Genomic DNA, 12298 nt, shown 5'->3' on the forward strand with positions numbered 1-12298 from the left:
ATTGATTCTGCCTAGCGTGTCCCGCGCAGGAGGCTGAAAATGGACCTGTCGTATCGTAATGACACAGCCGGGTAAAGAAAACATGCATTCCGCCCGATACGTAAAACTTTAAATATAAGGTTAACACAGCCGTGATTCCGGCGCCGTTATCGCGACATTTTTCCGGGCCAATCATTAACCCGTTGTCCACCGGATACGCCTAGTTTTTGCGGCGGTCGAAGAACGGAGTCTCAAAGTGATACGTGGCGAAAACGGCATTGCCTTCTCGATGCCCGGCGGCGACGTGTCGGGGACAGCCGGGGCGCGGCCGATCGACCTGGCGCATCTTGCGCGCCAGACGATGGGCGATCGGAGCCTCGAGCAGGAGGTGCTGGCTCTGTTCGTGCAGCAGGCGCTGTCGGTGCGCGACAAGATCGTCGATGCGGATGTCAGGCAGCGGCTGCTATTGGCACACGGGCTCAAAGGCTCGGCGCGCGGGGTCGGCGCCTTCGCCATTGCCGATTGCGCCAGCGCGATCGAATGCCGGCCCGAAGACGCCAGCACGCTGAAGCGGCTTGGCTCGCTGATCGAAGAAGTGCGCGACTTCGTCGCCGCCATCAGCCGGTAGCGCTTATTCCCAAAACGCCACACAGCGGCGCTTTGGCGCCGCAGTTGACTTGTCCGGCAGAGTGATTATGTCGGCTCAGACTCCCTTCAGGTGACAAATGACCAAGCTGACCTTCATCGCCCATGACGGCACGCATTTTGACGTGGATGCCGAAAACGGCTCGACCGTCATGGAAAATGCGATCCGCAATGCGGTGCCGGGAATAGAAGCGGAATGCGGCGGCGCCTGCGCCTGCGCGACCTGCCATGTTTATGTCGACGAAGCCTGGACGGCGGAGGTCGGCGAGCCGGAAGCCATGGAAGAGGACATGCTGGATTTCGCCTACGAGGTCCAGCCGAACTCGCGGCTGTCATGCCAGATCAAGGTGCGCGACGCCCTCGACGGGCTGGTCGTGCGTGTGCCGGCCCGCCAGGGCTGAAGCCGATTTTTGCGGCTGCCGCTTGGCAGCGGACCAATGGTCATGCAGTGTCGCGCCGTTTTCCCATAAAGGCGCATGCTTCATGACCGCTATCACCAAGACGGACGTACTCATTGTCGGGGCAGGGCCTATCGGCCTGTTTGCCGTATTCGAGCTCGGCCTCTTCGACATGAAGTGCCATCTGATCGACATACTCGACCGGCCCGGCGGGCAATGCGCCGAACTCTACCCGGAAAAGCCGATCTACGACATTCCGGCTTGGCCCTCGATCTCGGCGCAAGGCCTGGTCGACAAGCTGCTTGAGCAGATCGCGCCGTTCAAGCCCGAATTCACCTATAGCCGCATGGTTTCGAGCCTGGAAAGGCTGGACGACGGCAGCTTCCGCGTCATTACCGACGAAAACGAGGTGTTCGAAACCAAAATTGTGGTGATTGCCGCCGGCGGCGGTTCGTTCCAGCCGAAGCGGCCGCCGATTCCAGGCATCGAACCCTATGAAGGCAAGAGCGTGTTCTACTCGGTGCGCCGGATGGAGGACTTTCGCGGCCATGACCTCGTCATCGTCGGCGGCGGCGATTCGGCGCTCGATTGGACGCTGAACCTGCAGCCGGTCGCCAAGAGCGTGACGCTGGTGCACCGGCGGCCCGAATTCCGCGCAGCGCCCGACAGTGTCAACAAGATGTATGCCATGCAGGAGATGAAGCAGCTGGAATTCCAGGTTGGACAGGTGACTGGCCTGACCGGCAGCGACGGCCAGCTAGTCTCGGCCACGATCAAGGGGCCGGAGGGCGATGTCGAAGTGCCGTGCACGCGGATGCTGCCGTTCTTCGGCCTGACGATGAAGCTCGGCCCAATCGCCGAATGGGGGCTCAACCTCCACGAGAACCTGATCCCGGTCGACACCGAAAAATTCCAGACGTCGGTTCCCGGCATCTTCGCCGTCGGCGACATCAACTGGTACCCCGGCAAGCTGAAGCTGATCCTGTCGGGCTTCCACGAGGTCGCCTTGATGGCGCAGGCAGCCAAGCGCATCATCAGCCCCGGCGAGCGCATCGTATTCCAGTATACGACCTCGTCGACCAGCCTGCACAAGAAGCTCGGCGTGGTCGACTGAAGCTCGCCGGATTTCGCCGGACAGGTCTATTCGGCCAGGGTTGGGGCCACAGCCTCGGCATGGCCGCGAAGCGTTTTCTCCGGCATCAGCCAGAGCGTGATGAGCGACAACAGCAAGATCGCGGCCGCGGCAAGAAAGATCATCACGAACGGCATGGCCGAGGCGATATGGCCGGCCGGCTGCGTGCCTTCGCTGGCCAGCGGCAGCCCGTAACCAAGGGCGACGGCACCGAGCATAGCGACGCCAAGCGCGCTGCCCAGCGAGCGGAGGAAGGTGAGAACGCCGGTCGCCACGCCAAGGTGCATACGATCGACGGCGTTCTGGACCGAGACGGTGGCAACCGGAAAGGTCGTGCCTGTGCCCAGGCCTACGCAGGTCGTCAACACCTCGACGAGCAACAGTGAGGCATGCCCGGCGACCAGGCTGAGCACGCCGAGGCACAGGATCGAGAAAACAGTTCCGATCATGGCAATGCGTTTATAGTGAAAAAAGCGCGGGATCATTCGCGCGCTGAAGGTCGCACCGGCCACCGTGCCGAGCATCAGCCCAAGCAACGCGGTGCCCGATTGACTGACTGACAGGCCGACGACCGACTGCAGGTAGACCGGCAGATAGACCGACAAGCCGACATTGGCGGCCTGCAGCAGGAACATCGACAATGTGCCGGCGAGAACGATCGGATTGCCGAGCACTTCGAGCGAGATCAGCGGTTCGGCCGCGCGCATGAGTCGCAGCGCGAACGCGCTCCAGAACACCGCCGAGCAGGCGAGCAGTCCAAGGATTTCAGGCGACAGCCACGGATACTCGCTGCCGCCCCAGTTCAAGGCAAGCAGCAGCAGCGAGGTGGCCGCGACCAGAAGCAGCGCGCCGAGGCCGTCGATGCGGTGATGTTTTGCGGCGATCGGCAGCTTCTTGAGCGGGTTGTTGATGATCGCCATGGCCAGCAGGCCCAGCGGAATGTTGATCCAGAAGATCAGCGACCAATGCAGATGTTCGGCGAAGGTGCCGCCGAGCAGCGGCCCGGCGATGCTGGCGACGGCCCATGTGCCCGAGATCCAGGCGGCGTATCGGGCCCGCTCGCGCGGCGGCACGAGGTCGCCGATCACGGTCTGCGTCAGGGCGAACAGACCACCGCCGCCGGCGCCCTGGATCGCCCGGCCGACAACCAGGACCAGCATGTTGGGGGCCGTGGCGCTGACCAGCGAACCGGCGAGAAAGATCAGGATTGCAGCATAGACGGTCGGCCGGCGACCATAAATATCGGAGATCTTGCCGTAGAGCGGCGCCACGGCGGTCGCGGTCAGAAGATAGCCGGTCACGATCCATGGCAGATATTCGGCATGCCCGAGCAGACGTGCCATCGTCGGCATCGCCGGCGCGACGATGGTCTGGTCGAGCGCCGCCAGCAGCATCGACAAAAGCACGCCGCCGATGATGGCGTTTTTCTCGGTTTCGGTCAGCGGCGCGCTGGTTTCCACCATCGTTTGCTTGTCGACAGCCTGGTCCATATCCGTTCATCCATTATGCCTGCGTGCACGTCCGCGACGGGCTGGGAAGCATCTAGTACGCCGATTGGCGTTTGCCGGAGGCTGATCCCTGCGAACCTGGCATATGTCGTTCGCTATAGGCCGATTTCGACAGCGGCTCGAAAGTTTTCCGAAGCTGGCACTATGTTTCGGCAAAATTGGCTTTGTCCGACGACGCGGAGTTCAGCCGGGAGCGAGCCGGCCGTTCTCAATGCGCTCGATGCGATAGTGCAAAAGCCGCAGGATGCGGCTTTGGAAATTGGCGCTTTCGACGCGATCGAAGCGCATCTGGTCCTGGTCGTGTTTGGCAAGCATGGCCGCAGTGATTTTTGCGGCTTGGGCCTTTGCCAGTTCGCAGGTCTTTTCCGGGTAGCTCGCCTTCAAGGCGTCTTCTAGTTCGCGGCCGTGGTTCTTGGCAATCTCGACGTGGCGTTCCTCATGGCGCTTGATGTCGGCGGACAACGTATCCCAGAACAGCCTGACGCCGGCATCGGCTTTGCGCGGGCGGCGCCACTCAGGAAGGATGACCTTGACCTTGACGGTGACGACAGCGTCGGCAATCCAGCACGAGCCCGGCTTTTGCGCATAGCTGACGCGGGTGGTGAACGCCATCTGGGTAGCTCCCGGATGCCGCGACCCGGTGCTTTTCACCTGAGGCCCGAGTTTCGACAGCTGGGTCTCGATGTCGTCGAGCGTCCTGCCGCCGATCGGGAAATAACTATATGTCTTGACGAGAGTTGCAGCGCCGGCCGGGAATGCGGTCAGAGCGAGCATCAGGGCGCAAAGGAGGGATCGTTTCATCGTGTTGCCTCTTTCCCCACCTTGCTTTACCGCCGTCCTCGGCGCAACGGAATTGATCCCCCGCCACGCCGCGGGATCGAACATGGTTGATGGGCAATGATGACAGGGCGATGGCAGTTGGCGCACGGACGCCATCTCGACCTTGACGGCAAGGCCGTGATCGTCGGCATCCTCAACATCACGCCGGACAGTTTTTCCGACGGCGGCCTGTTCGATGCGCCGGAAAAAGCAGTGGCCCAGGCGCGCCGCATGGTCGAGGAGGGGGCCTCCGTCATCGACATCGGCGGAGAATCGACACGTCCCGGGGCGTCTGCGGTCTCCGCAAAGGAAGAGCAGGCTCGCATATTGCCGGTCATCGAGGCGCTCGCGACGTCTGGCGGAACGCTGATCTCGGTCGATACCTATCGCGAGGATACGGCCCGGCTTGCCGTCCAAGCCGGCGCGCATATCGTCAATGACGTCTGGGGCCTGCAGCGCGAACCGGGCATTGCCCGCGTCGCGGCCGAAACCGGCGCTGGCCTTGTCGTCATGCACACGGGACGGGACCGGCAGAAACTGCCCGACGTGATTGCCGATCAGCTCTTCTTCCTCAGGAAGTCGCTGGAAATCGCGCGGCGGAGCGGTGTTGCCGACGATCATATCGTGCTCGATCCGGGCTTCGGCTTCGCCAAGGAGACGGCCGCGGAAAATCTTGACCTGATGGCACGGTTTTCCGAACTTCATGCGCTGGGTTTTCCACTGATGGCCGGCACATCGCGAAAGCGCTTTATCGGCACAGTCACCGGCCGCGACGCAGCCGCAAGAGGCGCCGGGACCGCGGCCACCAGCGTCATCCTGAGGCTCAAAGGCGCGCATCTCTTTCGCGTCCACGATGTCGCAATCAACGTGGATGCGCTGGCCATCGCCGATGCTATGCTGGCACGTGAGATCGGGGAAAGCTGAGCCATGTATGTCATCCGCATGAAGAACTGCGCCTTCTTTGCCCGGCACGGTGTGCTGGACGAAGAAGAGACGCTCGGCCAGCGCTTTTATGTCGATGCGGCACTCACGGTGGATCCCGGGCGGGCGCTGGTCGAGGATTCCATCGAGGACACCGTCAATTACGGCATCGCCTTTGCGGTCATCGAGAAGATCATTACCGGCGAACGGCGCTTTCTGATCGAAGCGCTGGCGCTCGAAGTGGCGAGGGCGCTGACGGCGCGGTTTCCGCAGATCAAAAAGGCCGAGATCACCGTGCGCAAGCCGAACGCCCCGGTGCCGGGTGTGCTCGATCATGTCGAGGTGACCGTTGTCTGGCCAGAATAGTAACAACAACAACACCGTCTATCTCAGCCTTGGCGGCAATCTCGGTGATCCGGCGACGTCGATGGCTGCGGCACTGGGCATTCTGGATGCCAACGAGAGAACGCGCGTCGTTGCCGTTTCGTCGCTCTACCGCACGCCGCCCTGGGGCAAGCTCGATCAGCCGGATTTCCTCAATGCTGCGGCCGAAATCTCGACCGCGCTCGCGCCACGGGCTTTGCTCGACCTTTGCCTCGACGCCGAGCGAAAACTGAAGCGGGTGCGCGAGGAGCGCTGGGGTCCACGCCTGATCGATATCGACATTCTGGTGTTCGGCGACCGCATCATCCACGAGACCGGACTGGAGGTGCCGCATCCGCGCATGCTGGAGCGCGCCTTCGTGCTGGCGCCGCTGGCAGAAATTGCGCCGGAGCTTGTGGTCGACGGCAAGAGCGTATCGGAGCGGCTGGCCGCCGTCGACACATCGGGCATTGAACGGCTGCCGTCAGGCCGGGATTGGTGGAAAACCTGACGCTGCCGCCATCGGTGCCTGAAATCAGCCGGAGAACCCACCTCCGTCGAGGAACATTTGTTCGTCCGGTGTCGTCTCGCGGCCAAGCATCCTGTTTCGATGCGGAAAGCGGCCGAAGCGCTGGATGATGTCGCGATGCTCGATCGCATATTTCAGATAGATCGGGGCTTTGGCGGCGGTAAGCTCTACCGATTTGAGCTGATCGGCGAGGTCCTCCGAATGCTCATAGGGCAGATAGAGAAAAACGCGGAGCTCTTCGTCGAGTGCCAAGTCATGGCCGGCAGCGATCGCTTTCCCGGCGAAATGCCGCGCCAGCGGGTCCGTGGCGTACATGTGGCCGGTGGCGCGAAAGCAGTTTCGCGGAAACTGGTCGAGCAGGATCATCAGTGCCAGCGACCCTTCGGCGTGTTCGGACCAGCCGTCGCATTCGCGGCGGGCGGCGGCAAAGTGCAGATCGAGAAACCGGGTGCGGAAGTCGGCATCAAAGGCGTCGTTCTTCTCGAACCACGCGTCCTCCCCGGCGTCGCGCCAGAATCTGGTGATGGAGACAGCGCGGTCGTCCAGTTCGTTCATCATTCGCGTCTTTCCAACGTTTAATCGGCCGGTTCGGATTTCTGCAGCACGCCGGCGGTCTCCTCGTTGAGCGCCTGGCCCACGCGCCGTGGCGTGCTGAGCGGCGTCGGGATGGGGGTGCCGATATTGCCTTTGAGGAAGCGCCGCCCGGCGCGGATGCCTTCTGCCTGTTGAAGTTCGAAACGGGCAGCATCGCGGCGGCGGACGTCCTCGACTACTTCGGCGACCGCTTCCGGATCGACGCCGAGAGCTTCCAGTGTCGAGCCGCCGAAGACAAGCGCCGATTCGAACGTCTCGCGGAGCTGATAGTCGACGCCGGCACGAATGAGCTGCAACGCCGTGCCGCGGTCGAAAGCCCGCGCCAGCACTGTCAGCAACGGAAACTCCGCCTTGATGAGCTCGGCGATGCGCACGGCGGCATCGGGCTTGTCAACGCAGATCAGCACGGCGCGTGCGCGCCCGGCTCCCGCGGCACGCAGGATGTCCAGCCGCGTGCCGTCGCCGTAATAGACCTTGAAGCCGAAATCGGCCGCCGCCTGGATCATCTCGACCTCATTGTCGATGATCGACACATCAATCCCGCGCAACAAAAGCGGCTGGCTGGCGATCTGGCCGAACCGGCCAAAGCCGATGATCAGCACGCTGCCGGTCAGGCCTTCGGCGACATCGACGCCTTCAAGCGACTGCTCGTCGCGTGGCGTCAGATACCGCAATGCTATGATCGCTAAGGGCGTCAGCACCATGGAAATGATGACGATGGCGGTCAGCATCGCATTGGCCTGGCTATCGATGATACCGACAGCCGCCGCTGCGGAATAGAGGACGAAGGCGAATTCGCCGCCTTGCGCCATGAAGACCGCGCGCTCGAGCGCTTCCCGGTGGCCGGTTTTGAGAATGCGGGCGACGATATAGATGCCGATCGCCTTCATCATCATGTAGGCGACGACATAGATGGCAATGAGCTGCCAGTTGACGACGACCACATGCAGGTCGAGCGACATGCCGACGGCGAGGAAGAACAGTCCGAGCAGAATGCCGCGGAATGGTTCGATGTCGGCCTCCAGCTGATGGCGGAAGGTCGATTCCGACAAAAGCACGCCGGCCAGGAAGGCGCCCATGGCCATCGACAGGCCGGAAAGCTGCATGGCGAGCGCCGACCCAAGCACGACCAGAAGGGCGGCTGCGGTCATCACCTCACGGGCGCGCGCATCCGCCAGGATACGGAAGAACGGATTGAGCAGATAGCGTCCTGCAAGCACCAGCCCGACGATCGCGGCAAGGCCGATGCCGACCTCCGTCAACCGATCCGACAGGCTCATATCGGCGCCGCCCGGCGCGAGGAAGGCGATCAGCGCCAGCAGCGGCACGATGGCCAGGTCTTCCAAAAGCAGGACCGAAACGATGCGCTGGCCCTTGGGCGTGGCCAGTTCGCCGCGTTCTTCCAGCAATTGCATGACGATTGCCGTCGAGGTGAGCACGAAACCGGCGCCGGCGACGAAGGATTGCGCGATAGGAAAACCTCCCGCCAGCCCGACGCCGGTCAGCAGGACCGCGCAGACGCCGACCTGCAGCGCGCCAAGCCCGAAAATCTCGCGGCGCATGCCCCATAGCCGTGACGGCTGCATCTCCAGCCCGATGATGAACAGAAACATGACGACGCCGAGTTCGGCGACATGAAGAATGGCTTCCGATTCGGAAAAGATGCGCAGCCCGAACGGACCGATCACGACGCCGGCCGTCAAATAGCCGAGGATGGAGCCAAGTCTGATGCGCCTGAAGATCGGCACCGCAACGACGCCGGCGGCGAGCAGCGCCACCACCTGGATCAGATCGCTGTTCGATGCTTCTGCCGCCATGCCTGCCGTTCCGCTCTCTTGCAACAAGCGGCCAAGATAGGGGCTACGGGGCGGATCGAACAGTGCGAATCCGGCGCGTTGTGAAGGCGATATTGCAGGCGCACTGAATAGGATAATGGGCTCCCGGGCGTTGCTTGTTCCAGCAATCCGGCGCTAAGGACGCCCGGCTTCGGCCAGTGAAGGGCGAGCGACGATCAAGTCGCGGCCCTTTCAGGCGGTGACAACCAAGTATCAGGGCGGCACGACAGCAGCCGAGGCCTGCAAGGCCTATGACGAGGTGACTGCCGCGATCAAAGCCTGAGCGCCCAGTTGCATGTCAAAGAGGGCGGCGCCGTTTGGCTGCCGCCTTTTTTCATGCCGGGGGCTCAGTTCGGAGAGATGGAGCCAACTTCTACCGCATCGACCCGCTTCAACTTCATGCCGATGACCGGGACCAGCTGCTGGTCGACGCGCACGGCAACGGTCACCGTCATTGAATTGTCGTCGGGGACAAGCGCCTGCATAACGCCGCGCAACTGATTGCGATTGATGGTGAAAACCACCTTGTGCGCATCGACGACATTGCCGCCGATAATGTCGAGGCCGGAGCCGGCGGCCCCGCCCATAAAGCTGCCCTTGTAGCCCTGCCGGCCCTTGTGTTCGATCGTTGCCGACATCTGCTGGGTGAACATGCCTACCCGGCAGCCGCCGTCGAGCGACATGCCGACCTTGCCGTCAGGCGTCGAGCCGATGAAGCTGCAGGTGAACTTTGTGCCCTTGTATTTGCCGGCAACGATTTCCCCGGGGCCGACCCATTTGCCTTCGACCGACCGAAAGAACTGCTTGTCCGGTTCCGCCGCCGAGGTCTTTCCGGCAATGCCGACGGTTGCGACAAGCGCGAGCGCCACGGGCAGCCCGCTGGACAGAATAACGCTTTTCATCGACGACACCCGGCAACAAAGAGACTGGTTTGGACGCTTCCGACCATGGACAAGATTGGTTAATGCTTTGTCACCCCAAGGCAATAGTCATGTTCCGGAAGCGGATGTTTCTTTTTCTTTCTTTGCTGCAAAGGAGGTCAGCGCGGAGAGGAAATCGCCCAATCCGGGGCGCCTGACCGCGTAAAAGGGCAGGGGCCTTGCGGTTTCCATCGCTGCAATGCCGATGCGCGCAGTCATCATGCCGTTGACGACGCCTTCGCCGAGCTTGGCCGAGAGCCGGGCGGCAAGGCCGTGGCCGACGATCTGCTGGACGAAACTGTCGCCGACGGCGATCGACCCGGTGACCGCGAGATGGGCCAGAACGCTGCGCGCCAGGCGAAAAAAGCCAAGCGTGCCGGGGCGGCCGCCATAAAGCTCCGATAGCCGGCGAATCAACCGGCCGGCTTCGAACACGACATAAGCGACGTCGACCAGCGCGCGGGGGCTGACCGCGGTCACCAGGGAGACGCGCTTCGCCGCTTCGAGGATCATCACCCTGGCGCGGGCATCGAGCGGGCCGAGTATCTCGGTCTCGGCCAGCCGCACCAGATTGCCGCCGTCAATGATCTCGCCGCGCAATTCGGCCAGCGAGCGCCTGCCGGCCGCGGTTTCAGGCTTGGCCGAGACAAAGACCGACAACTCGTCGACCACGGCGCGGGCGGCCTTCGGATCGTCACGGGCAATCGCATCGAGCGCCCGCTTCTGCAACTTTTCGACCTCGGCAAGGCGGGCAATCGCCATGAATTCGCGCACGAGGATGATCAGAAGCGCCAGGATGGCGATCGCGGCCATAGCGGCAGCCAGCCAGCCCAGCCACTCGGCGCGCTCGAACAGGTCGCGAATCAGCTGGTCGGTCCAGAGGCCGACGGCGAGCGAAACCAGAACGCCCAGCGCGCCGAAGAACAGGCTGCCAAGCGGCGAACGTTTTCGCGGCGCAATCGCCGGCGGCGGTTCGGCAGCGACGATATCAGGCTCGTCGAAGACGTCGATCTCCGCCGGTGTGACCACGGCAAGATCCGCCGTCACGGTACGCGGCTTTCGCGCCGGCGCGGCCTCGGACGCAGCATGGTGAGCCGTCGAATCTTCCTTCTGCTGGGGCTCCGGCTCTATGCGAAAGGCCGCCGGTCTGCGGGGCGCACTCATGCGAGATGATCTCCGATCAGGAACTGCAGCGCGCGGTCGAGCCTGATATGCGGCAGCGACAGCGTCACACCCTCGGCGGTGCGCTCGAGTTTCGGCGGGCGAAAGCGCACGAAGCGGATCGCGGGGTCGTCATTGTTCTGCGGGCGGGTCGATTCGGAAACGTCGAACACCGCATCAACTTTCTCCGGCAAGTCACCGGGAAATATGGCTGTTTCGGTCTTTCCGTCAAAGGTTTTGCCATCGATTTTTTCGCCGCGCAATGGCGTGCCGATAATGACCGGCAAAGTCTCGCGGCCCTGCTTGACCGTGCCTTCCCGGGTCGCGCGCATGGCAGCCATAGCGACGACGTCGACGTCGGCGCCGGTGAAATTCGCCCGCGCCACGGCTCGGTCGGCTAGCCGCCGCACGATCGCCTGCAGCCGGTCGTGGCTTTCGTGGTGCAGATGGTCGGCCTTGGTCGCGGCCACCAATATGCGGTCGATACGCCTCGAAAACAGGTCGGTCAGGAAGTTGCCCCGGCCGGGCCGGAAACAGGACAGGATTTCGGTGACCGCGCGCTCCAGATCGGCCATCGCACCGGGGCCGGCATTCAATGCCTGCAATGCGTCGATGAGCACGATCTGGCGGTCGAGACGCGTGATGTGTTCGCGAAAGAACGGCTTGACGACATGCGTCTTGTAAGCCTCGTAGCGCCGCTCCATCATAGCCTGCAGCGATCCCGAGCGGGCGCGCCGGCCGCCCAGATTCGGCAGCGGCGCGAAGGTGAGAGCGGGCGAGCCTTCAAGATCGCCGGGCATCAGGAAGCGGCCGGGCGGCAGGGTCGAAAGCGCCCGCTCGTCAAGTTTGCAGGCCTTGAGATAGGCGGCGAAGCTCTCGGCGAGACGGCGCGCCGTCATCTCGTCGGCGTCGGCGTTGGGGTCGACGGAGGCGGAGAGCGCCTGCCATTCCCGCGAAAGATCGACACGCACCGGCAACACGGCCATCTCGAAGGCCTCACGCGAAAAATCGGCGTAGGACTTGCCGAGCAGCGGCAGGTCGAGCAGCCATTCGCCGGGATAATCGACGATGTCGACCGACAATTTGCCGGCGGAAAACATGCGGCTCCAGCCAGAGGCCGATTCGTATTCGATGGTCAGCCTCAGTTCGGAAATCGCACGCGTCGAATCCGGCCAGACGCGGTCGTCGACAAGAGCCGCGATGTGATCCTCGTACTGGAAGCGTGGTACGGCGTCGTCCGGCTGCTCTTCGAGAAAAGCGCGGGCGATGCGCCCCGATTTTTGTGCCTCAAACAGCGGCAAGCGTCCGCCATGGACCAGATTGTGCACAAGGGCCGAGATGAACACCGTCTTGCCGGCGCGAGACAGCCCGGTCACGCCAAGACGCAGTGACGGAGCGAAAAGCCCGGCAGCGCGGCCTGACAACGTATCCAAGGCAATCTTCGCCTCGTCGGTAAAAGTCGTCAGCGATGATGCCAAATCTGTTCTCGCGGGC

At 62.9% G+C, this 12298-nt stretch carries 13 protein-coding genes; 6 read left to right on the top strand and 7 right to left on the bottom strand.

Annotated features, from left to right (window positions below; genetic code table 11):
- Positions 1-238 precede the first annotated feature (238 nt).
- The 3 genes from NKJ20_RS03510 to NKJ20_RS03520 all read left to right on the top strand — a co-directional run bounded on the left by NKJ20_RS03510 (position 239) and on the right by NKJ20_RS03520 (position 2136).
- Complete coding sequence (locus NKJ20_RS03510) at positions 239-607, top strand: Hpt domain-containing protein (RefSeq protein ID WP_292660938.1); 369 nt, start codon at positions 239-241, stop codon at positions 605-607.
- Between the two features lie 97 nt (positions 608-704).
- Positions 705-1025 (top strand): 2Fe-2S iron-sulfur cluster-binding protein, encoded by a 321-nt coding sequence (locus NKJ20_RS03515; RefSeq protein WP_023674833.1) that lies wholly within the window; start codon positions 705-707, stop codon positions 1023-1025.
- Between the two features lie 82 nt (positions 1026-1107).
- The gene (locus NKJ20_RS03520) at positions 1108-2136 is read left to right on the top strand and encodes an NAD(P)/FAD-dependent oxidoreductase (RefSeq protein ID WP_352448733.1); all 1029 of its coding nucleotides are present in this window, start codon (positions 1108-1110) and stop codon (positions 2134-2136) included.
- 26 nt (positions 2137-2162) lie between these two features.
- Here NKJ20_RS03520 and NKJ20_RS03525 read toward each other — a convergent pair whose 3' ends face one another.
- Both NKJ20_RS03525 and NKJ20_RS03530 read right to left on the bottom strand, forming a co-directional pair.
- On the bottom strand, positions 2163-3644 hold the full coding sequence (locus NKJ20_RS03525) for an MDR family MFS transporter (protein WP_352455682.1): 1482 nt from the start codon (positions 3642-3644) through the stop codon (positions 2163-2165).
- Between the two features lie 201 nt (positions 3645-3845).
- On the bottom strand, positions 3846-4463 hold the full coding sequence (locus NKJ20_RS03530; RefSeq protein WP_352742606.1) for a DUF922 domain-containing Zn-dependent protease: 618 nt from the start codon (positions 4461-4463) through the stop codon (positions 3846-3848).
- A gap of 96 nt (positions 4464-4559) precedes the next feature.
- Here NKJ20_RS03530 and folP point away from each other — a divergent pair, with 96 nt between their 5' ends.
- The 3 genes from folP to folK are packed head-to-tail and all read left to right on the top strand — an operon-like array spanning position 4560 to position 6276.
- On the top strand, positions 4560-5405 hold the full coding sequence (gene folP / locus NKJ20_RS03535; RefSeq protein ID WP_352448736.1) for a dihydropteroate synthase: 846 nt from the start codon (positions 4560-4562) through the stop codon (positions 5403-5405).
- A gap of 3 nt (positions 5406-5408) precedes the next feature.
- Complete coding sequence (gene folB / locus NKJ20_RS03540) at positions 5409-5768, top strand: dihydroneopterin aldolase (RefSeq protein ID WP_023674838.1); 360 nt, start codon at positions 5409-5411, stop codon at positions 5766-5768.
- The gene (gene folK, locus NKJ20_RS03545; protein WP_352448737.1) at positions 5752-6276 is read left to right on the top strand and encodes a 2-amino-4-hydroxy-6-hydroxymethyldihydropteridine diphosphokinase; all 525 of its coding nucleotides are present in this window, start codon (positions 5752-5754) and stop codon (positions 6274-6276) included. Before folB ends, folK begins: the two co-directional genes overlap by 17 nt.
- Positions 6277-6300: 24 nt before the next feature.
- Here folK and NKJ20_RS03550 read toward each other — a convergent pair whose 3' ends face one another.
- The 5 genes from NKJ20_RS03550 to NKJ20_RS03570 all read right to left on the bottom strand — a co-directional run bounded on the left by NKJ20_RS03550 (position 6301) and on the right by NKJ20_RS03570 (position 12282).
- Positions 6301-6849: a DUF924 family protein gene (locus tag NKJ20_RS03550; protein ID WP_352471797.1), complete on the bottom strand. Its 549-nt coding sequence runs from the start codon at positions 6847-6849 to the stop codon at positions 6301-6303.
- A 20-nt stretch (positions 6850-6869) separates the two neighbouring features.
- Positions 6870-8705 (bottom strand): monovalent cation:proton antiporter-2 (CPA2) family protein, encoded by a 1836-nt coding sequence (locus tag NKJ20_RS03555; protein ID WP_352742608.1) that lies wholly within the window; start codon positions 8703-8705, stop codon positions 6870-6872.
- 365 nt (positions 8706-9070) lie between these two features.
- The gene (locus NKJ20_RS03560) at positions 9071-9625 is read right to left on the bottom strand and encodes a hypothetical protein (RefSeq protein WP_352742610.1); all 555 of its coding nucleotides are present in this window, start codon (positions 9623-9625) and stop codon (positions 9071-9073) included.
- An 87-nt stretch (positions 9626-9712) separates the two neighbouring features.
- The gene (locus NKJ20_RS03565) at positions 9713-10807 is read right to left on the bottom strand and encodes a YcjF family protein (RefSeq protein WP_352448741.1); all 1095 of its coding nucleotides are present in this window, start codon (positions 10805-10807) and stop codon (positions 9713-9715) included.
- Positions 10804-12282 (bottom strand): YcjX family GTP-binding protein, encoded by a 1479-nt coding sequence (locus NKJ20_RS03570; protein WP_352705766.1) that lies wholly within the window; start codon positions 12280-12282, stop codon positions 10804-10806. The genes NKJ20_RS03565 and NKJ20_RS03570 overlap by 4 nt, the downstream gene beginning before the upstream one ends.
- Positions 12283-12298: the final 16 nt, after the last annotated feature.

Source organism: Mesorhizobium sp. M0185, from assembly GCF_040322175.1.
GTDB lineage: Bacteria > Pseudomonadota > Alphaproteobacteria > Rhizobiales > Rhizobiaceae > Mesorhizobium.